This is a genomic window from Albidovulum sediminis, from assembly GCF_025380365.1.
Taxonomy (GTDB): Bacteria; Pseudomonadota; Alphaproteobacteria; order Rhodobacterales; family Rhodobacteraceae; genus Albidovulum; species Albidovulum sediminis.
Map to the genome: position 1 here is coordinate 15,549 of NZ_JAOCQF010000001.1, position 19,895 is coordinate 35,443.

General features: G+C 58.7%; 17 protein-coding genes. 6 read left to right on the forward strand and 11 right to left on the reverse strand.

Features of this window, described 5'->3' with window-relative positions; all coding sequences use genetic code 11:
* Window positions 1–7: 7 nt before the first annotated feature.
* The 4 genes from N5I32_RS00115 to N5I32_RS00130 are packed head-to-tail and all read left to right on the forward strand — an operon-like array spanning window position 8 to window position 6,573.
* A complete protein-coding gene (locus tag N5I32_RS00115) occupies window positions 8–2,746 on the forward strand; it encodes a Z1 domain-containing protein (protein ID WP_261493362.1) in 2,739 nt (912 codons plus the stop codon).
* Window positions 2,743–3,756, forward strand: a complete 1,014-nt coding sequence (locus tag N5I32_RS00120; protein ID WP_261493363.1) for a PD-(D/E)XK motif protein — start codon at window positions 2,743–2,745, stop codon at window positions 3,754–3,756. The genes N5I32_RS00115 and N5I32_RS00120 overlap by 4 nt, the downstream gene beginning before the upstream one ends.
* Complete coding sequence (locus N5I32_RS00125) at window positions 3,749–5,791, forward strand: AIPR family protein (protein WP_261493365.1); 2,043 nt, start codon at window positions 3,749–3,751, stop codon at window positions 5,789–5,791. The genes N5I32_RS00120 and N5I32_RS00125 overlap by 8 nt, the downstream gene beginning before the upstream one ends.
* A gap of 35 nt (window positions 5,792–5,826) precedes the next feature.
* Window positions 5,827–6,573 carry a hypothetical protein gene (locus N5I32_RS00130; RefSeq protein WP_261493367.1) on the forward strand — a complete coding sequence of 249 codons (747 nt, stop codon included), beginning with the start codon at window positions 5,827–5,829 and terminating at the stop codon, window positions 6,571–6,573.
* 362 nt (window positions 6,574–6,935) lie between these two features.
* Here N5I32_RS00130 and N5I32_RS00135 read toward each other — a convergent pair whose 3' ends face one another.
* The 5 genes from N5I32_RS00135 to N5I32_RS00155 all read right to left on the reverse strand — a co-directional run bounded on the left by N5I32_RS00135 (window position 6,936) and on the right by N5I32_RS00155 (window position 11,839).
* Window positions 6,936–7,484 (reverse strand): GNAT family N-acetyltransferase, encoded by a 549-nt coding sequence (locus N5I32_RS00135; protein ID WP_261493369.1) that lies wholly within the window; start codon window positions 7,482–7,484, stop codon window positions 6,936–6,938.
* Window positions 7,474–7,782: a type II toxin -antitoxin system TacA 1-like antitoxin gene (locus N5I32_RS00140; RefSeq protein ID WP_261493370.1), complete on the reverse strand. Its 309-nt coding sequence runs from the start codon at window positions 7,780–7,782 to the stop codon at window positions 7,474–7,476. The genes N5I32_RS00135 and N5I32_RS00140 overlap by 11 nt, the downstream gene beginning before the upstream one ends.
* A gap of 47 nt (window positions 7,783–7,829) precedes the next feature.
* On the reverse strand, window positions 7,830–8,411 hold the full coding sequence (locus tag N5I32_RS00145) for a helix-turn-helix domain-containing protein (protein WP_261493371.1): 582 nt from the start codon (window positions 8,409–8,411) through the stop codon (window positions 7,830–7,832).
* A 282-nt stretch (window positions 8,412–8,693) separates the two neighbouring features.
* Window positions 8,694–9,551, reverse strand: coding sequence for a hypothetical protein (locus tag N5I32_RS00150; RefSeq protein ID WP_261493372.1), 858 nt, complete (start codon window positions 9,549–9,551; stop codon window positions 8,694–8,696).
* 698 nt (window positions 9,552–10,249) lie between these two features.
* Complete coding sequence (locus tag N5I32_RS00155) at window positions 10,250–11,839, reverse strand: RelA/SpoT-related domain-containing protein (RefSeq protein ID WP_261493373.1); 1,590 nt, start codon at window positions 11,837–11,839, stop codon at window positions 10,250–10,252.
* Window positions 11,840–12,491: 652 nt separating this feature from the next.
* On the opposite strand from N5I32_RS00155, the gene N5I32_RS00160 reads away from it, so the two are divergent.
* On the forward strand, window positions 12,492–12,971 hold the full coding sequence (locus N5I32_RS00160) for a toll/interleukin-1 receptor domain-containing protein (RefSeq protein ID WP_261493374.1): 480 nt from the start codon (window positions 12,492–12,494) through the stop codon (window positions 12,969–12,971).
* Between the two features lie 138 nt (window positions 12,972–13,109).
* A complete protein-coding gene (locus N5I32_RS00165; protein WP_261493375.1) occupies window positions 13,110–14,738 on the forward strand; it encodes an AAA family ATPase in 1,629 nt (542 codons plus the stop codon).
* Window positions 14,739–14,820: 82 nt separating this feature from the next.
* On the opposite strand, the gene N5I32_RS00170 is transcribed toward N5I32_RS00165, so the two are convergent.
* The 6 genes from N5I32_RS00170 to N5I32_RS00195 form a co-directional block, all read right to left on the reverse strand.
* On the reverse strand, window positions 14,821–16,302 hold the full coding sequence (locus N5I32_RS00170; protein ID WP_261493376.1) for a recombinase family protein: 1,482 nt from the start codon (window positions 16,300–16,302) through the stop codon (window positions 14,821–14,823).
* A complete protein-coding gene (locus N5I32_RS00175; protein ID WP_261493377.1) occupies window positions 16,299–16,445 on the reverse strand; it encodes a hypothetical protein in 147 nt (48 codons plus the stop codon). Before N5I32_RS00175 ends, N5I32_RS00170 begins: the two co-directional genes overlap by 4 nt.
* A gap of 63 nt (window positions 16,446–16,508) precedes the next feature.
* Entirely contained in the window at window positions 16,509–17,663 is a 1,155-nt protein-coding gene (locus tag N5I32_RS00180; RefSeq protein WP_261493378.1) for a type IV secretory system conjugative DNA transfer family protein, read from the reverse strand.
* An 82-nt stretch (window positions 17,664–17,745) separates the two neighbouring features.
* Window positions 17,746–18,834: a beta family protein gene (locus N5I32_RS00185; protein WP_261493379.1), complete on the reverse strand. Its 1,089-nt coding sequence runs from the start codon at window positions 18,832–18,834 to the stop codon at window positions 17,746–17,748.
* The gene (locus N5I32_RS00190; RefSeq protein WP_369414205.1) at window positions 18,835–19,332 is read right to left on the reverse strand and encodes an ImmA/IrrE family metallo-endopeptidase; all 498 of its coding nucleotides are present in this window, start codon (window positions 19,330–19,332) and stop codon (window positions 18,835–18,837) included.
* Window positions 19,329–19,727 carry a hypothetical protein gene (locus N5I32_RS00195; protein WP_261493380.1) on the reverse strand — a complete coding sequence of 133 codons (399 nt, stop codon included), beginning with the start codon at window positions 19,725–19,727 and terminating at the stop codon, window positions 19,329–19,331. The genes N5I32_RS00190 and N5I32_RS00195 overlap by 4 nt, the downstream gene beginning before the upstream one ends.
* Window positions 19,728–19,895 lie beyond the last annotated feature (168 nt).

Sequence of the window (19,895 nt, forward strand, 5' to 3'; positions counted from 1 at the left end):
AGGCAGTATGTCGATGGTCACTCCGGAACAGCAGATGCGCAGCGCCTACGGCGCCGCCAACGCGCTCCTGGAGCTGGAGCCGCGGATCACACAGGAAGCGCTCGAACAGGCCGTCGACACGATCCTCGCCATGCCACCATATGCCAGCGTCGACCGGACACGCCTGCTGCGCGAACTGGAGGCGCGAAACAACACGCTGGTCGGCGGCTATTCCATCATCGACGACAAGGAATTCGTCGCTTGGGTAAAGACCGCCCGCGAGAACCGGACCTTTGAATTCTGGGAACGCTACCGGCACTGGATGGACCGCGGCAAGCAGTGGGCATCCGGCCCGCTGATCCAGCTCGATCGTCTGACCGACGACATTCTGGACAGGCTGCGCAATCCCGAGACCGTCGGCACGTGGGATCGCCGTGGGCTCGTCGTCGGTGACGTCCAGTCGGGCAAGACGTCCAACTACACAGCACTCATCTGCAAGGCGGTAGATGCCGGTTATCCGCTCGTCATCGTGCTGGCGGGCGTCCACAACAGCCTGCGCAGCCAGACCCAGCTTCGTCTCGACGAAGGCTTTCTCGGCTTCGACACACGTCTCAGCCTGCTCGCCGACGACCAAGAGAACCAACGCATCGGTGCTGGAAAGATGCCGAGCGCGCCGTTTCTCGTCGCTCATTCGCTGACAAGCAGCCACGAGGGCGGCGACTTCAAGATCGGCACCGCGGATGGCACGCGGCTGATCCCCGGCGGCCGCGATCCCATAATCCTCGTCGTCAAGAAGCGCGTCAGCATCCTCAAGAACCTGATCGCCTGGGTGCAGTCAGTGCGCGCCAAGGACGACCCCGGCACGCCTGGCGGCAAGCTGATCCGCGACGTGCCGGTTCTCGTCATCGACGACGAAGCGGACAATGCCTCGGCAAACACGAACGAATACCGCAGGGATGACGGATCGATCGACCAGGATGCGAGCCCGACCGAGACCAACCGTCTGATCCGCAAGCTGCTCGTCGGCTTCGAGAAGAGCACCTACGTCGGCTACACGGCCACGCCATTCGCCAACGTCTTCATGCATCATGAAGCGACGAACAAAGATGTCGGCAAGGATCTCTTTCCCAGCAGCTTCATCATCAATCTTCCAGCGCCGTCGAACTACATCGGACCGGAGAAGGTGTTCGGCGTAAACCGACCGGGCGCGGACGGCGAGACAATGGGACTGCCGATCATCCGCCGGATCGCGGACGCAGCAGCGATCTTCCCGCCTGGTCACAAGATGGACCTTCAGGTCACGAAGCTCCCGGCCTCGCTGCATGAAGCGATGCTAGCCTTCCTGCTGGTCTGCGCGGCACGACGCGCCCGCGGCGACATCAATGTCGACAATTCGATGCTCATCCACGTCACGCGATTGGTCGTGGTGCAGGAGAAGGTGGCACGGCTGGTCGATGAGTTCCTGGTCGATGTCGTGCGCCAGCTTGAGTTCCCGGGAACCGGCGGCAGCGCGCTCAATGAACTTGAGGCGCTCTGGCAGAGCGAGTTTGCAGCGAAGTCGGACGAGCTTCGATCCCTGCTGGCCGATCATGACCTGCCGCCGGTTTCCTGGGCTGACGTTCGCGAGAACCTGTTCGACGCTGTCAAGCGGATCAGGGTCAAGCAGGTGAACGGATCGGCCAAGGACGCCCTAGACTATTCGGATCATCCCGGTGGCCTTTCCGTCATCGCCGTCGGCGGCGACAAGCTGTCACGCGGACTGACCCTCGAAGGCCTGTCGATCAGCTACTTCATCCGAACGACCAAGATGTACGACACGCTCATGCAGATGGGGCGCTGGTTCGGTTACCGGCCGCGCTACGCCGATCTCTGCAGGCTCTACACGTCGCGCACTCTCGTGCGCTGGTATCGCCACATCGCGACGGCCACCGCCGAGCTGCGCGAGGAATTCGATCTCGCCTTCAACACCGGACAGACACCGCTGGAGTTCGGCCATCGTGTCCGCACACATCCTGATGGCCTGCTGATCACTGCCGCCAACAAGATGCGGTCCGGCACACGGGTCCGCGCCGGCTTCTCCGGCACGATTTCGGAAACGGTGTCGTTCGAAACGGCGCAGGCGAAAGGGAACTTCGGCGCTTTCGACGCCTTCCTGGCCGGTCTGCCCGCCAGTTCTGCCAAGGGACGGCATCAGTGGGACGCGGTTCCAGGCGCCGACGTCGTCTCGCTGCTTCGCCAGATCCAGACATCGAGGGATTCGTGGAAGGCAAACTCGCAGGCGCTTGCCGACTATGTGGCAAATCGCGTTGCGAACGGGCGTCTCGGCGACTGGACCGTCGTCTTGGCCGGCCAAGGACGCTCCGGCATCCGATGCCGGCTCGGCGGATACGACATCACCCTCACAGAGCGCGAGCATGACGGCGGATCTGGAGACGGCCGCGTCAGCATCGGCCGCCTGGTCAGCCCAGCCGACGAGGTCGCAGATCTCGACCACGCGGCGCAGGTACGCGCCCTCGAACAGACGCTTGAGGCATGGGAGAAGAAGCCCGACCCGAAGAAGGATCGTCCGAAGACTGCCAGTGGCCCGTTCATCCGGCGCCAGCGCAGCCACGATCGCGGCCTGCTTCTGATCTATCCGATCGACGGCGGCCTTCCGGGCAACCTCCCGCTGATGGGCTTTGCGATCAGCTTCCCCTTCGATGACGACGCGCCGCTCATCGACTATGCAGAGAACAGCGTAAAGCAGCTTGAAAGGCTCTTCGAATGAGCCCCGAGGAGCTGCTGTCGATCTGGACGGAACTAGCCGAGGCGCCCCCGACTGCGGCCGGTCTGCAGCGCATCCGGCTTGAAATCGACGCGGCCGCCGACATATTCGCCTGCATCTTCTGGCCCAGCAGGCGTCCTGGCCTGCTGATCGAGGGTGAAGGCGCACACCGCCCTGCAGGCGACCGAATTCCCGCCTGTCGCGGCGTTCGAATGGTCCACGAGATTCTGCCCGGGACCGAGCCACGAACGCTCCTGCGGGTGATGCTGGCAGAGGAGGACGTGTCCGACATATTTGCAGTCATGTCCGCAGACCTTGTCGCCGCAACCGCCACACAGCCGTCTGCAGCGTCGGCGCTGCGGCGATGCATCGATCGTCTCTGCATGTGGCAGGGACTGTTCGAAAAGATCCCTGCCGAGGGGCTGTCCGAGGAGAAGCAGCGCGGGTTGCTCGGGGAGCTTCTTGTCCTCGAAACGCTCTTCCTTCCTCGCATGAGCGAGATCGAGGCGGTCGACGCGTGGACCGGCCCTGACCCAGCGCATCAGGATTTCATCCGCGGCGGACTGGCGGTCGAGGTCAAGACCAGCCTGGCGAAGCGCCATGCCCGCATCCAGATTGCGAACGAAAAGCAGCTGGACGACCGTCCCCATGAAGTGCTGCTTCTCGCCTTCCTGCGCCTCGACGAGAGCGCAACGCACGGTGATTCCTTGCCCGCCGCCGTCGCGCGGGTCCGACAGAGGCTCGGCAGCGCTCCGGGCGCGACGCAGGCGCTGGACGACAGGCTTGCCATGAGCGGCTATCTTGACGTGCACGCCCCGCGCTATGTCCGGAACAGATGGCAATGTTCCGAGCGTCGCTACTTCAGAGTCGAAGGCGACTTTCCGAGACTGACCGAGGCTAACCTGCCCGCCGGGGTCGGCGACATCCGCTACTCCATCATCGCCGACGATCTGGGCGAGCACGAGATCCTTGAAGATGAGGTGTCGGCAATCGTGGGGGAGACCGATGGCTGAACAAGACGATCTCCAGCAATATGCAGTGAACATCCTCCAGGATGTGATCGCCCGGGCCGATTCTGCGGAAGATGGCGCCCTTCGCGCCGAAAGCTTTGCGGAGTTGATGTTCGAGCATCTCGCCGATGCCGGCGAGATCGACGACGGCATCGGCTGTCCCGTCGACGGACGCGGCATCCGATGCTCCGGGTATTTCCTCTCGGAGGACAGTGATCGTCTTGATCTCTTCCTCGTGATCCCCCGGCTCGACGGCACGGTCTCGACGGTGCCGAAGGCGGACGTCGATGCGGCCTTCAGACGTCTCGGGGCCTTTCTGGACAAGGCGCTGACGGGGCTTCACAAGCAGCGCGAGGAAGCCTTGTCCGGCTATGACATGTGCCGCGCCATCTGGGAGGCGCGTGACGAAATCAGCCATGTGCGCCTGTTCGTGATCACCGACGGACTTGCCACGATCGACCAGATCGAGAGCTACATGCTGGGCTCGATCGAGGTGTCCAGCCACCTGTGGGATCTACGTCGCCTGCACCGCGCAGTCTCGTCCGGCTCCAGCCGTGAGCCGATCCATGTCGACTTCGCGCGCCTCGGCGGTCGCCTGCGATGTGTTGTCGCAAGCCCTGCGGAGAGTGGTTATCGCTGCCTGCTCACCATCATGCCGGGCAACCTGCTGGTCGAGATGTACCGGCAGCACGGCCCGAGGCTGCTGGAGCGCAACGTCCGCAGCTTTCTTCAGCTTAAAGGGAAGGTGAACCAGGGCATCCGCAAGACGATCATCGACGAACCGCAGATGTTTCTCGCGTTCAACAACGGTCTGTCCGTCACCGCAACTGGGCTGAAGATTGAGGACAATGGCGACGGCACCGCCGACCTCGTTGCAGCCGATGACTTCCAGATCGTGAACGGCGGTCAGACGACTGGTTCGATCTTCCGCGCATGGCGCAAGGACAAGGTGGATGCCGCGCGCCTTCAGGTGCCGGTCAAGGTCACGGAAATCCTGAGCGACGGGGACATCGAGGAGATCGCCCCCCGCATCTCGCAATCGGCGAACAACCAGAACAAGGTCAACATGGCCGACTTCTCGTCGAACCATCCGTTTCATCGGCGCATGCAGGAGCTTTCGCGATCGATCTGGGCGCCGCCGGCAGGCGGACTTCAGCGGCAGTCGCGCTGGTTCTACGAACGGGCGCGAGGTCAGTATCACGACGCGCTCGCCGAAAATCGCACCGAGGCCGAGCGCCGAAAGTGGGAGCTCATTCATCCACGCAACCAGCTGATCACCAAGACCGATCTCGCGAAGTATGAGCACAGCTGGTCCCAGCTGCCTCACATCGTCAGCCGAGGTGGCCAGAAATGCTATCTGGATTTCATGGACGCGCTTGACCAGCGCGGATCGTTCGATCCCCAGGAAGGATATTTTCAGCGGGCCGTCGCGCGTGCGATCCTGTTCAAGCAGTCCGAGCGCATCGTTTCCAGACAGAAGTTCGGAGGCTATCGCGCCAACATCGTGACCTATCTGATCGCATGGCTGTCGCATCGTACCGCCAAGCGGGTCGATCTCGATGCCATCTGGGCGGCTCAGGAGCTTCCGGCACCGCTTGCCTCCTTCATCGAGGTGTTGAGCGTCCACGCGCACGCACACGTGACCACCCCGCCGGGCGGTCAGAACGTGACCGAGTGGTGCAAGAAGGAGGCCTGCTGGGACCGCTTCCGTGACACTCCGATCGAGATACCGGCCAATGTCGAGGCGGGACTGCTTTCCCGCGAGAATGCCAGAACATCAGGCTCCGCCAGCGTTCTTGAGGAACAGACGAACGCTGGCGAAAGCGAGCTGGTCGACCGGGTGGCGGAAGTGCCTGCGCAGACTTGGTTCGATATCGCCGCCTGGGCGAAGGACACGCAAACCCTTCAGGCCTGGCAGCGCTCCCTTGCGTTCAGTCTCGGCAAACTGGCCGGATCGGGCAGGAAGCCGTCCCGAAAGCAGGCGCTGCACGGCGAGAAGATCATCGAGGAAGCGCGCGTCCTGGGCTTTCGTGGCTAGAGAGACAGGCGAAACCGACGGATCGAGGGAGAGTGATGGCTCGCAGCGAGAAGGTCAGCGCAAACACGCCGTGGACGGACGACGAGCTTCGTCAGTCCGTCGAGGTGTATGTTCTCCTGCTGCGGCTCCAGCTGAGCGGCGGTGACGGGCGATCGGAGTCTGTGGCGCAGGCACTGCTCCGCGGCCCGCTCGCGCTGCGCAACGACGCCGCGATCCGCTACCGCATGCGCAACATTTCGGCCGTGGTTCAGGAAATGGACGGCCCTATGCTGAAGGGCTTCTCGCCCGCCGAAAGCGTCGGGAAGCAGGTTCGACCGCGCATTCGCGCCATGCTCCTCAACGATCCCGACTTCGCGCGCCTGCTTGCGCCGACACCGAATGCCGGGGACGACGACCGCGGCGATGCGCTCAAGGCGCTGGCAATCCTGCGACGACAGATCGAGGAGCTGGAAGCCGATCTCGCGTGGCGCAGGCACAATGGTCCGCCCGAACAGGAAGATGTCGGCATCGAGCGGGCCGATCTACAGGATGCCCGGGAAGCCGTCGCATCGGTGGAGGCCGAGCTTGCGAAGCTTGAGCCGGACACGGAAGCGGTCAAGGCCGGAATATCGCGCATCCTGGGTCTCGCGCTCAAGTTGACGAAATGGATCGGTGAGCGAACGACCAAGTTCGTCGATGCGGTGTTGGTCGCCGGCGCTCCGGTGGCAGTAGCAAAGGTCACCGGGCTGCTGCCGGCGATCATCGATGCGGTGGAGGCGGTGGGCCGCGCCGTCGGTCACTGACCGCTCGCGGAGAACGGCTACAGGTCGTCTCCGCTCGGCACGGCCGAATGTACAGGAGTGTTCCCGATTCCTCACTTCACTTCGAAGACAATTCGGATTGGCATTTCGAAATCGCAGAAGGCAGCCGTTCAACCAGATGAACGTATGGCAGGTTCTCGGATGCGTCTATGATCGTCTGAACGTCGGGGTGTGGGTCGTTGCGGATTGACCGGCGAACCAAGCCAACGTTTGCTTCGCTCGACCTGGCGTCCATAAGCTGCCAGGCCGCAACTCGGTGCTAGACCTGCCATTCGTCCTGGTCGCAGCGACCGGCCGCTTACCGCCCTTCTCGTCCCTCGATCATGAATGTTCCCCCTGACTGATCAGCCGCCAAGCGTCGCCTGGACATCCGCAATGGGGATGAAGACGCGCGTCGGGTTCTTTGGATCGCCCAGAGCCCGAAAGCCCAGATCTTGGTAGAACCGCCAGCGGCGGTCGAAATGGTCGTCCTCGAGTACGTCGAGCACGATGGCGGCAGCGCCCATCTGCTCCGCGATGTCCAGACAGCGCCGCATTGCGTCGATGACAAGCGCTGTTCCCAGCCCTTTACCTTGCAGGTCATGTCGGACTGCAACTGCGCGGATGTAGATCACCGGCACATCGGGCACGCGGGTCCGCTGCCACGCCTTTGGGCCCAGGTCAGACCGAACGGCCAGCGCGCTGAGCGTGTAGAACCCCAGCACCGCCGGATCCGCGCCCGCCGTCGCGATCCATGCCGCAACCATCCCCGCCTTTGTCTGGTCTGACAACGAGGATTTCAGGAAATGGTCGATGGGCGCAAAGCCGCAGGAAAAGGCGCTGCGGTCATGCAGCGCCTTGTCGAATTTTGCGATAGTCAGAGCGGGCCGGACCGCGGGCGGGTCAGCCTGCATCCGTCAGCAGGCCTTTCGAAGCCTCTGCCGCACGGGCCAAGCCGGGCACCACTTTGCCCGGTGCATCCACGGCAGCCCTGAAAGCAGCGAAGGCCTCGACTGGCAGGATCGAAAGGGACAGTCGCTGTTCCACCTCCTGTGCGCGCAGGAGGGCTGCCTGACGGATGAAATCAGCCTCTTGCAACCCAGTCGCGGCGGCGGCGGCGCGGATACGCTCTTCATCCGCGCGATGCAGGCGCAGCTCCTTGCGGGCACCCATCTTTCCCTGTGTCGGGCTGGCTGGTGTCATGACAAACATAGCAGGCCTCCTTTGTATGCGACATGTACGGTAATGCGCCGTACATGTCAAGAGTAGCAGCCTCCCGCCTTCAACCCCGACAGAGCCTCGTCGACCTCTCGCGATATCGCCTCCCGTCTCGCGCCCCACAGATCTTGGAAGTCGGCTATGAGGGTGAACGTAAAGGCCATCAGCGCGCAGATCGCCGCTTCGTCGTCGGCCGAGTAGGACGGGGAACGACCGATCAGCCTTGCCTCGTTCAGTTTGCGGGCGATCTGGTTGATCGCGGTGCCATGGCTTTGGATTTCGGCGGTCCAGCCCTTCAACATGGCTGCCGTTACCGGGTCTGGTGCCATCAGAATCTTGTCGGCAGCTCCCATCAGGCGGCGAACGGCAGCGGGGCGGTCGGTGATGCCGCGTTTGGCAAGCGCAGCCATGAAGCCGGTCAGGTCGCGGTCGCTGACACGCGTGGTCACTGATCGAGTGCGGATGGCCGTCGGCCCGGGTGCCCGCGCACGGTTCAAGGTGTTGTAGATCGTCCGGGGCGAGACACCGAAGCTACAGGCAAGTGCAGCGGCGGGCACGCCTCCAGCGCGTGCCTCGACGATCTGGCGGCGTTCGTCGTCGGTCAGTTTGCGGTGGTGGCGCATGTGAAGATTACGTTCCTATTTCTTGCCAACTTCCTCCGAGCCCCCCGCCTCCCAGCGTCAGCGGAGGCGGGTCAGGGGCTTGGAGTCCGTTTCAGTGGGTTTGCTGGGCGGGTTGGGGTGAGGACTGCGCGATGCGCGCAGCGCGGCGCAGCAAACACGGTGCAAAGGACGTGATGCGTGATGCGCAAGGCGCGGCGCTGGTGACGCGGGACACGACGCAGGGCGCGGAAAGCGCGATGCACGGGACGTGATGCGCGGCGCATTTTACAAACGACGCGCCCCTCATCCCGCCAACCCCGCCGCGCGCAACTGGCCATCGGTCACCAGCCCCGCCGCCACCAGCGCTGCTACCTGCAGGGCGGTGATATGTTTGCACATCGGGTTGCGATCGCGGACCCAAGCGGCCAGCCGGGCGTGGTGATCGGCGGCCAGCGCCGTCCGCGCATCGCGCTCCTCTGCCGCCGCTTTGAGGAAGCGCTGCCAACGACGATCAGCGAACCAGTTGTCCGAGAAACAGACCTTGGACCGCGTGAAGCCCGCGCTCTCGGTCGAATAGGCTTGCACGGCGCGCAACAGATCGTCCGGGTCGATCCCCTCGGCCAGCGCTTCGGTAATCGCCACCAAGCTCGCTGCCTTCCCGCGCTGCCGATCCTTGGGGTAGGCCGCCCAGATCCTTTCGACCCGCTCATCCACCGCCGCCTCCCCGCGCTTGCGCGTAGGTGGTTTATGGATGGTTTCAGGGTGGTTTGGGGTCCATCCTGGACCCCGTACCCCGTCCATGGTGGACCCCCTACCGGGATCACGCTGGACGGGGTTCACAGTGGACCCCGTCCCCTCATCGGGTTCGGCGGAGCTTTCGAAGGCCATCACCCGGTCAAGCATGATCCGGTAGATCACTGTGAAGCCGTTCTTGCAGGGGCGGCGTCCTGTCTCCACCAGGATGCCCTCGCGCAGGAAATCGGTGATCGTCCGCTTGACCGTGCTTTCGCCGAGTTCGGTGTGGCGCTGGATCGTGCCCTTGGAGCACCAGATGCCCGAGCCGTCGTCGCTCGCCTTGTCGGCGAGGAACATGATGATCTGCTTGCGCGCGGCGCTGCCGAAGATGCGGTCGGCGCAGAGATTGGCGATCTTCCAGCTCATGGGCGAGAGTCCGGAAGGGGGGCGCGGCGGCTCGTTAAGGGCGGCGGGTCAAGGCGCTTGACAGGCCGGGAAGTGCAGCCGCACCATCCCCCAACGGCCCCTTTCCGGGTCCGCAGATGGTTTGACAATCGACCGCTAAGTGCTTGATTTCCCGCGGTGGGTTTGACGGAAAACTCAGATATAACCGACTGATCTTCCATCCACAATCCGGGATTGAAAATCCGCGTGTCGCTGGTTCGATTCCGGCTCTGGGCACCAATTATTTCAAATGGTTACGAGTAGTCGGAGCAGAGGCTAGTCTCTTTTTAGTCTCTTTCGTGCACATGATGGCGCAGCTAGTCGAGCCTGCCTCACATACTGCCGATCTATAGTCCCCCACGTCGTCGGCATGATGGCTTGCGTACGGAGTATGTTTCGCAGCAGTCTACTTCGACTGCTCTTTTCGCCTCCCAAGAGGCAGGCAACGCCACATGCGTCGGCATTTCGGCGGAAACGGACTGTCCAAGGCCGGATCACGCCAGTTGTGTTGACGTCAACACAGGGAAGATTAGAGTGAAGGTGGCATACCGAACACACCCGACAGCGATCTGTGTGCTAAGTGTGGAACCTATAGCGCCGCTCTGACGGTGTGCTACTATATATGGGACGCCCTGCAATGCGTAGGGTGATCAATTAGGAGTGAAACTAATGGCGTTTCCTTACGGTTGGGACGGAGACCCCGTGTGAAGTCTCTCGAGTTCCAGTAGGCGCACGCGAGCGCAGTAGTCATGGAACTCAAACAATAGTTGCGCCTCTTGCTCACAAGCGAGAGGCGCATTTTCGTTAAGAATACGCATTCTGCTCCTAATCTGATTTAGTTCAAGTACGTTCGGTGCAAGTTGCGCCCTAACAAAGAGTTCAGTGTCGAGAGCATTGAAATTCGAAGGCGCGAACTCTGTGTCTCGAAGGGATCTACGAATAACACCTAGTTTCGCAAAGGCATTGTTTGGGCAATTTTTGATCCTTCTCCGCAGGCTCAGGCCTCGCTTTAGGTGACGTTCAGCTTCTGCAGCAGAGTTGAGCTTTCGGCCCACATCTGAACCGATAATCTCTGCATGGTAGTAGCTGAGAGATGAATGGAGCGAGTGAAGCCGACGAATTTCCCTAGCCTTCTCATCAGGGCTAGCATTATGGGTAACTCCGCCTAAGAGATGCTCGACTGCTCTCTCTGTTTCGTCAATTGCATCGGCAGTATCTCCAACAAAGAAGGACATCAAGCCGGAAATCCCAGCTATTCTTGCCTTCTCACTGTAATTGACAACTTGGCTCTCCCAGTCACGCAAAGCCTCTCTCCCTCGATCCTGTATGCGACGAATGGCGGTAAGGTGTCCGAGAAAGAAAAGCGTGCATGCTCCGGAGCGGCTCGTACCGCTTTTATATTCTTTGAGGCAAAGCTGAACAAGCTTATCTATGGAATCTGATGCAGAACCAGCGCTAAGAGCGGAAATTTCTTCCTGCTTTTCTTTGAGAAATCGAGACGATTCAATTGCAAAAGCCAGATGGTTTTTTACCTGCTCCCTGAGAAGCGCATCTTTCTTTCTCTGCCGAGCGAGGGCTTGCTGCGTAATCGCTTTCTTGGCGACATCGCTCTGCTGATCTAGTTTCGCGAGAGAGTCACCCAAAAGCTCAAAAGTCCTCAGCAAAGAGAGCTCAACATGACTCGAAGCCTTATAAGTCAAATCGTGGGTCTTGGCTCCCCACGCGTCGTGAAGAATCGTCTTAATTTGTATTTCGCAAATGCACCTCTGATTATCAGAAATCCCGGGCTCGTATAAATTGTAATGGCAAGCAAAGTAGCCTTTGCTCATAAGAGGTCTTCCATGCTTAGAGGTTATTACAGCGTTATCGTCATCGCTTTCGGCTGGCTTCTCCGGAGTTTGAGAGCCAAATACTCCTAGGTCAACAAGTTGATCAATCTTTCGGCATACTTCGGAGATGTCGGATGGATAGGAGACGACCACGGTGAATCCTACAATATCTGGTATTTCCCAAAGCGAGCCTTGTGATAACCCCCGTGATTTATAGTAGCTATTTAGCTTCAGCCTGATCTTTCTAGTTTCTTTCAGAATTTCTCCGCCTTGGCGCTCTTCTCGGCTATAGATTCGGTATATTTCGAGTTTTGACAGGGCATTGGAGACTCTTGTCCGCACCTGATTAAGTGTCTCTATATACTTACTGCGGTTTGCGTCAATGAATTGTTGCACAGTTCTGGGCTCCGCAGGTATAGGTACGCATTCGAAGCTAATCATGGCGAGATATCCCTTTGCTATCTTCATTAGCAGCTGGTGATATGCAGTTGCGGTTTTGCGCGGTGGTAGCTCTTGCTAAGCGTGAGGTCGCGACGCACAGGACATGACAGCGTAATCGATCCTGTCAAGTATAATGTTCTCAAGCTTGACTGGGGGCAAATCACCCCAATAACCTATGAATACGGTTTGAGATCTGCACCATCATGGCTGGGCTTCTTCCTCGGATCGGGCCACCAGGGGCACGGTGCCACGGTGGGATGTCAGCGGGCTCTGCCTTCAGTATCCGGTTGGCACGGAAGAGTATGCCCTGGCTCACGAGGTGAATAGGTGGTGGAACATCGGGATATCGCAATTGGCACTTGGACACGGAAGCCCATAGACATGGTGCTTGATGGCCGCCAGATCACAAGGTATAGTGAAATTCATGGCAAGATGCACAGCACCAGTACGTGGACATCGTTCAGCAGCTGCCGCAGCGGCGTGCCCTGCATGTGGTAACCGATATGGCGGTTACCGTAGCTTCGGCGGCTACGGTTCATACTCGTCCTACACACCATCCTATTCCTCCCGGTCAGTCAGCAGTACCGGTGGAAGGAGTGGCAGTGGACGCGGTAGCAGTAAACCGAGATGGTCTCCGGCAGGATCATCCGCGATGTACACGCCGACGGAGGTGCGGGCACTCACGCCAATCCGCGACAATGTCGAGAGGCGCGCGTCACAACCTGACCTTCGGGATGTCTTTCTCTGCCACGCATGGGACGATCGCAAAAAGGCAGCCAAGGATCTGCACGATTTGCTTGTGTCACAAGGCGTCTCTGTCTGGTTTAGTGAAAAGGACGTCCCTCTCGGTTCGCCTTTGCTCAGAGAAATCGACAGAGGATTGGCAAGATCTCGAATTGGGATCGTGTTGGTAACGCCTGCGTTTCTAGACCGCCTTCGCGGAGAGGGCATCGCCGACAAAGAGCTTTCAGTGCTCCTGGCGCGCGAGTTACTGGTGCCCGTCGTACACAACACGTCGTACGAAGCTCTCCGCGACGTGAGTCCTATGCTCGGATCGCGAAGCGGGCTGAGCACTGGAGAAGAGCCAATGAAAGACGTTGCCACCAAGCTTGCGGAGTTGGTCAAACTGTAACATGGGCTTAATAGTGCATTTGACCATTTCTAAGTCTATGACGACATATCGCTTGATGGCTGCGGTCAGCACATACCCGCGAGCTCCCGAAAAATTAGGAATTTCCGGCGGAAGTGTCGAATTTGGTAAGATTAGAGCATGAGACATCCTTGGAGAATTCCGCCCCTAGAGGGCGGCGGCCCTGAAACCGAAGTTGTGCTGACCAACGGGAGCGCCGTTTTTGTTGTTGGATCAAACGGATCTGGAAAATCTGCACTAATCACGCAGCTCTCAAAGTCTACAGGTGGACTAAAGGTAACGCGTATTGCGGCACATCGTCAGTCCTGGTTACAATCTAGCTCTGTTGACCTTACACCGAAAACAAGGAGAGACCTGGAGCGTAACATCAATACACGTGATCGACAGGATGAAGCCCGATGGAAAGATGACTACGCGCAACCTCGAACCCAGGTCGCCCTCTACGATCTTGCGAATGCGCAAAACCGAGTATCACGTGAAGTTTTTGCACTCCTTAAGGCTGACTCGGTTGAAGAAGCAACCACAGCAGCAAAGTTACCTTCCCCACTAGAATCTATAAATAACATTTTGGCGATCAGTTCATTGACTGTTCAGCTTTCAATCAATGACGACGGAGATATTCTCGCCAGCCATGATGGAGCGTCGAATTTCAGCATTAGCCAACTCTCGGACGGCGAACGAAACGCGGTGATGCTTGCTGCGCAAATCCTTACGGCAGAGCCTGAAACGCTTTTTCTGATCGACGAGCCTGAAAGACATTTGCATCGATCCATTACAGAGCCAATGCTCTCGGCGCTTTTCGAAAAGCGAAGCGATTGCTGTTTCGTTATCGCCACGCACGAGCCAGAGCTCCCGAATTGCAATCTGGACGCAAGGGTGGTCATCGTTCGCGGCTGTAGTTGGAATGGGGCCGTCGCATCCGGGTGGGATGTGGACATTTTAGAGCCTGGAGTTGACGTTCCAGACGATGTTAGGCGGGCCATACTTGGCGCAAGACGAAGAATTCTGTTCGTTGAAGGCGAGACGCAGAGCCTGGATTTTCCATTAATATCTGCGCTCTACCCGAGTTTATCTATCGTTCCAAGGGGTAGTTGCACCGAAGTCGATCGATCGGTTGTGGGCCTTGCTGGGACAGCAGCGTTGCACTGGCTGAGTCCCATCGGGTTAGTTGACCGGGACGACCGAACCGAAAAAGAGGTTGCGGAGCTTGAGGCGAAGCAAGTCTTTGCTCTTGAGGTAAGCGCAATTGAATCAATCTTCTATTCGTCGCGTTCGCTGCATGAGATGGCGGCAGTTCAAGCAGATATCTTCGGTATCGACGCTGCTGCACTTGCGGCCGCAGCAAATCAAGCAGCGTTGTCAGTCTTGGATCAAGAGACAAAAGAAGTGCTTGCCGCCCGTAGGGCCGAGAAGACAGCAAGAAACCGCATGTTGAGTAGTTTGCCGACTTGGCGGGAGATCAGGGAGCAAAGAGGCGCTCAACTTCGAGTGGAAATAGAAACCACGTTTCAGGCTGAACTCGACAGGCTCGATGCTCTGATCGCAGCAAGTGACCTGAATAGTATTGTCGCGAGATACGCCATCAAGAAAACTAGAATGCCGCAAGTCATTTCAGATACCCTTAGGTTCTCCACCAAGCGACACTATGAAGAGGCCGTGGTTGCACGAGCAAAGAAGAAAGTTGATTTTAATCGAGCTTTGCGCGGTCTACTTGGAACATTGGATGGGTATTTAACAGCACTAGATTGAGTTACCGTAAGGGTAACCGTTAATTCGAAAAGTTATCCGGATCGCCCCGCAGATTGAAACTTCATAGTCTAGACTCGTCGTATTATACGTGCTCAAACTTTTTGAGAATGTCTGCGATGGTTCGAAAAGTGTCGCGTTGTGGGTCACCATTGGAGACACTCAGTCTATTCTTAATCTCCTGAAGCCAATTATATGGCTCTAGGTCTAGCTTTGCTTCGCAGAGCGTCCGGTTCGAAAAGCAAATCTCGACTAACTGGCGTTTTTCGTCACGTTTTGCCAAACGGTGAAGCTGGACAAGGTTTTTCATGAGTTCGAAGAACTTATTAACGTCATCTGTGCTCCGGTCGTTCTCCTCCAGTTTGGTCCGGTCTTCCCGGAGTTTCGCGATCTCAAGCGCCATTTCACGCTTTCGCTGGTGGTAGGTGTCGGCGTCGATAATGCTATCGACCAACAGATCGGTCAGCCGGTCCATTCGGGCGGTGGCCCGTCCTATCTGCAGGTCGAGGGCCTGTCGTTCGGCGGCAAGGTCACGCTGCCCGATCCAGGTTTTGAAGTCACTGACCAGGCGCTCCGCATCACCCTCGGAGATCTCGAAGTCCGCTAGGCGCATCTGGACAAAGTAATCAAACCAGTCTTCACGGATCGTCTTGGTCGGACAGCCGATGGTGTGGCAGCGGTAGTACACATGACCCTTCTGAAGTTCCGGGCTGAGCACCCGATCGCAGTGGCCGCAGCGGATCAAGCCCCGATAAGTGTGATTGTGCTTCGTGACTTTCTTTCCGGCGCGTCCAGATCTGATGGCCTGTATCCGGCGGAAGGTAGACAGGGTGATCAGCGGCTGGTGGATACCGTCGAACCTGGCCCCGGTTCGTTTGATTTCGATGATCCCGGCATAGAACGGATTAGCTAGAGTTGCTTCGATGCCGTGCAGGGTGAGCGGACGGCCGGTGTGGCTGCGCAGGCCGAGACGTTCCGCCTCGGCTTGAAGTGATCGCATGGAATGGGCGCCGGACGCGTAGAGTTCCAGCACCTGCCGCACTTGGGGGCCATTGACCGGACAGATGGTCTTTTCCTTGCCGCGGCCGTTGTCGCGGTAGCCGATGGGCGCACGGAACGGGTAGAGCCCCTGCTTCAGCCTTCCGTTCATGCCTTTCAGGGTTTCCTCGCGGAGGTTGCGGATATAGTCGGCAGCAATAACCGCCTGAATGTCGGCGGTGAGGCGGCCGCCACGTGACCGGAAATCCAGGCTTTCGGTGGCGAAATAGACGTCGATGCCCGCGTCGGACAGATCGCTGATGATGGCCCAATCCTTTAGGTTGCGGGCGGAGCGGTCGATTTTGTGGATGATGAGACCCCGCGCCCGGCCGCGTTCCAGCAGTTTCAGCATGCGGCTGAATACCGGGCGGCCACTCTTCGCCGCCGTTTCTTTTTCCTCGAACCATTCGGTAATGGAAAGGTTGTGGCGACTCGCAAAGGCCGTAATCGCGTCTCTCTGGGCTTCGAGCGAAACACCTTCACCTTGCTTCTGTGTCGAGACCCGTATGTATCCAAAACACGGCTTCATGGATCATCTGGGTTATCGTCCGACTCTATCAGATCCTCGGAATTTGGCGAATCTGCCCAAGGCCAGGAACCCTCTGCCAGCATGCGGAGGTAGATGCGCTTGCAAAGATCGAGGTAGTGCTGAATCTGGTCGTCGTTGTTCATCTGCCCATCGTACCGGCTCGTGTGCGGCGCGATAGACACGGGAATGTGCCGTTCGGCGAAGGTTCAAGGGAAGGTGGCGGCACTGAAGGTTTTGGTCTTCTGGCCGCGCACCATGAGTTGGACATAGGCGTGGTGGTTCGGCTGGTTCACGAGGTCGCGGACGTTGACCGTGCCGAGCTGCTGGCTGATCGTGGGTGCATCGAGCGCACCGGTGCGGAAGGCCATGAGGCTGCCGACATTGCCCATGATGGCTTCGAAGACCGGGGCCTCCGTCTGCGCGAGGTGCTGCTGAGCCAGGGTGACGCCAAGACCGTATTTGCGGACCTCGGACAGCATTCCGGCGAAGGCGGTCGTGGTGAAGGAATGGAACTCATCGACATAGAGCATGAAAGGGCGGCGATCCTGTTCAGCTGTATCGTGGCGACTGAACGCTGCGTTCATGATCGACGTCACGATCAACCCGCCGAGCACATTGGCCATATCGGTGCCGAGGCGGCCCTTGGCAAGATTCACGATGAGCATGCCGCCGTCGTCCATGATCCGGCGGAAGCGGAGGGGCAACTCGGGTTCGCACAACGCTTTCCGCGCCACCGGGTGCGCCAGGAAAGCCCCGAGTTTGTTCGCAATCGGCGCGACACCATCTACGGCGGTCTTATAGTTCATGGACGGGTATTCCCGCGTCCAGAACCGGCGTACCTCCGGGTCGGCTATGCGCCTGATGACCTCCTTCTGGAATGGCTTTTCGACAAGGAGCCGCATGATGTCGCGGATGTCGGCGCGGGGCTGGTCGAGGAGTGCCAGGACTGCGTACCGCAGCAGATGCTCCATGCGTGCACCCCAGGCATCGGCCCACTGCTTCTTCAAGGCTTCGATCAGCCCGGAAGTGAGGAGGGGACGTAAGCCGGGGCTGACATGCGTGAGCGGGTTGTATCCATAGGAGCAGGCCGGGTCGGCGATGTCCCAGTACAGGCAATCGGGGTCAAATCGCCTTTGCAGCGATGACGCAAGATCGCCATGCGGATCTATCAAGCAAAAACCAAGACCACCGGCCGCGTCCTGGCATGCCATGTTGCCGAGGAGCGTCGTCTTGCCGGTGCCGGTCTGGCCGATGATGTACAGGTGGAACAATCGGTCGGGCAGGCGGATACCAAAAGGGCGGTCGCCGTATCGGCGGTATGAGGTACCGAGCAAGGTTATGTGGTCTGCGTGCGATGACATACCCCCATTTTGCGACGTAGAGCTGGCAGCACTAGGTGGAGAGAAAAGGAGCCATGCGCATGGCCCCACCCCTACGGCTGTGTCACTCCGGGTACTCGTCGTCCGTGTCGGGCGCGGGATTGAAGTTCGCGTAGTGCAACTGTCGATAGAGGTGCATGTTGATGCGGACGGCGGTTGCCTTATGCAAGCTTCGGATGCCGTTCGGATCCCCGAGAGCCGTCGCCTCGATCATATAGGTTGCCCAGATATGCAGGCCCTTGGGAAATCTCTTGCTATTCGAAGCGGCCTCGGCAGCATCCTTGAACCCACCGTCCTCCTCACGGCATCGGAACGACTCCCACTCGGAACCGGTTGCCAGATCGATCCTCGGCGGAATTGGATTCCCACCACCACCACCTTCGCTCGGCGACCGGCTACTTGCCCAGTCACCGTATACAAGTCGTGCGCGGTTGTTGTTCTGCTGGAGTTGCTGGAAAAGCTGCCGTTCTAGTATTTGGAACGTTGCTCCAAGATCAACTCCGCTGAAGCTGTCTGGAAAGCTGCTGCCAGTCACCGCTATCGGAATGTCATCGCCTCGAAGCACGACTATCTGCTTCACCAGACCATCTACCCAATTTGTGCGACTGAGCAAGTCACGCGACCATCCTGCGTCAAGGACAAAGCCAAAGTTAGAATGCTCGGTGTTGCAGACTTCCTGAATCACGTCACTATATCTCTGACCATTTCCATAGTCCAAGCGCACAAGGAATGGTTTTTCCCGTTTGGTGAACTCGTCAATCTGATTTCTAATAGACGCTAGATCGCCATGATTGACCTGGATACACGGGTAGGCACGCGGATGCTTGTCAAAAAAATCGACCCAGCTTTGGTTGTTATCGGAATGATCGACCAATTCAAGGAAGCTGTCCTGTGCCGGCCGCCTTGTCTCCTTCAGCTTCACCTTGGCTGGTTCGAACGGGTCAATATCGAGAAAATACTCTCGATCCCCGAATGCCTTTCCAATCTGAACTATGGCAGCCTCAAGAAGCTTGGCGGTCTTCCACGGCTTCAGGCAGAAGATTGGCGTAAGGATATCCTTTGCGCTATCAGGCAGTTCAGCAACGGCCTGTAGCTCCGCATTTCGCAAAAAAATTGTCGGAACATACGACGTCGCGCGAATATCGATTGCCAACTAGCCCAACCCCAGCCTGATGCCCATCGCCACCTCTGACACATCGTAGCGCTCTGCCATGATGCGCGCAATCTCCGGTGTCGCAATCCCACCATACTCCCGCAACACACGAATAACACTCTTTTCCGGCATCAGTAATTGTGCGCCCAGTCGGTTCGCTTCAGCCTCCCGCGCGTCGGACAGGGTAGATCGGTACAGTATCGAATCCTCAATCCCATCACCAATGTAATCGCGGTGCAGCAGATAGTGCGCAATCTCGTGGGCGATGGTGAACCGCTGGCGGGTTGCTGCTTCATGCCGGTTCACGCGAATGCGAAAGCCGGAAGGGCTATCAGGCGAGCGCTGCAACTGCCCGGAAATGCGCGGGCGCAATGTTGCGCTTTTAACTTCAATACCAAGCGCGCGTGCCATAGTGGCTATCTTTACCGGAACTGTGCCGAGGAAGGGTGTGATAATCGCCTTTTCTTCAGCTGCGATCCGATCCCATTCACGCGTCACGATGTGCCCTCTTCTTTTTCGCCTTCCTCGAACTCCGTATCGACCGGCTCAACACCACGATAGATAATCGACTTGGCTTCGTTCTTAACGAGGTCGTGAAGCTCTCCACCTTCCTTAATTGCGTCCTGTAGAAAGGTTTTCGCCAGAGACGAAACCCGATCTCCGATTGAGTTCCAGCCAATGAAGGCAAGTATGGCAACCACGAAGCCAAGCGCCGCCAATATCAGTGAAATCCCTGTCATCATGATCGAAACGAAATCGGCGTAGTCGATTGAGGTTCTCGGGCTTGCATCGGCAACTGAAAATGGGGTGAGAGTGGAAGCCGCGTGCACGATCCCATATGCGCCAGCACCGCCCACAGCGACGGCGATGACAGTAGTCACAAAACGCTTCATCCGCTCACCGTCGATCCGAGAACTCACTCACCTTTTCACACGGCTGGATTCGTGATGCAATGCTGTCTTTGTTCACTTTTTGTTCCAGTGACGGACTTCATGCCGTTTGCCATACCCCCACCCGAAATCCCACCACCTTCCCCTGATCTCTGCCTGGTCTGTACAATA

Bases quoted from the DNA above. Each gene is read 5' to 3' on its own strand.
- N5I32_RS00115 (WP_261493362.1), top strand. From the start codon at position 8: ATGTCGATGGTCACTCCGGAACAGCAGATGCGCAGCGCCTACGGCGCC.
- N5I32_RS00120 (WP_261493363.1), top strand. From the start codon at position 2,743: ATGAGCCCCGAGGAGCTGCTGTCGATCTGGACGGAACTAGCCGAGGCG.
- N5I32_RS00125 (WP_261493365.1), top strand. From the start codon at position 3,749: ATGGCTGAACAAGACGATCTCCAGCAATATGCAGTGAACATCCTCCAG.
- N5I32_RS00130 (WP_261493367.1), top strand. From the start codon at position 5,827: ATGGCTCGCAGCGAGAAGGTCAGCGCAAACACGCCGTGGACGGACGAC.
- N5I32_RS00135 (WP_261493369.1), bottom strand. From the start codon at position 7,484: ATGCAGGCTGACCCGCCCGCGGTCCGGCCCGCTCTGACTATCGCAAAA.
- N5I32_RS00140 (WP_261493370.1), bottom strand. From the start codon at position 7,782: ATGTTTGTCATGACACCAGCCAGCCCGACACAGGGAAAGATGGGTGCC.
- N5I32_RS00145 (WP_261493371.1), bottom strand. From the start codon at position 8,411: ATGCGCCACCACCGCAAACTGACCGACGACGAACGCCGCCAGATCGTC.
- N5I32_RS00150 (WP_261493372.1), bottom strand. From the start codon at position 9,551: ATGAGCTGGAAGATCGCCAATCTCTGCGCCGACCGCATCTTCGGCAGC.
- N5I32_RS00155 (WP_261493373.1), bottom strand. From the start codon at position 11,839: ATGATTAGCTTCGAATGCGTACCTATACCTGCGGAGCCCAGAACTGTG.
- N5I32_RS00160 (WP_261493374.1), top strand. From the start codon at position 12,492: ATGTACACGCCGACGGAGGTGCGGGCACTCACGCCAATCCGCGACAAT.
- N5I32_RS00165 (WP_261493375.1), top strand. From the start codon at position 13,110: ATGAGACATCCTTGGAGAATTCCGCCCCTAGAGGGCGGCGGCCCTGAA.
- N5I32_RS00170 (WP_261493376.1), bottom strand. From the start codon at position 16,302: ATGAAGCCGTGTTTTGGATACATACGGGTCTCGACACAGAAGCAAGGT.
- N5I32_RS00175 (WP_261493377.1), bottom strand. From the start codon at position 16,445: ATGAACAACGACGACCAGATTCAGCACTACCTCGATCTTTGCAAGCGC.
- N5I32_RS00180 (WP_261493378.1), bottom strand. From the start codon at position 17,663: ATGTCATCGCACGCAGACCACATAACCTTGCTCGGTACCTCATACCGC.
- N5I32_RS00195 (WP_261493380.1), bottom strand. From the start codon at position 19,727: ATGAAGCGTTTTGTGACTACTGTCATCGCCGTCGCTGTGGGCGGTGCT.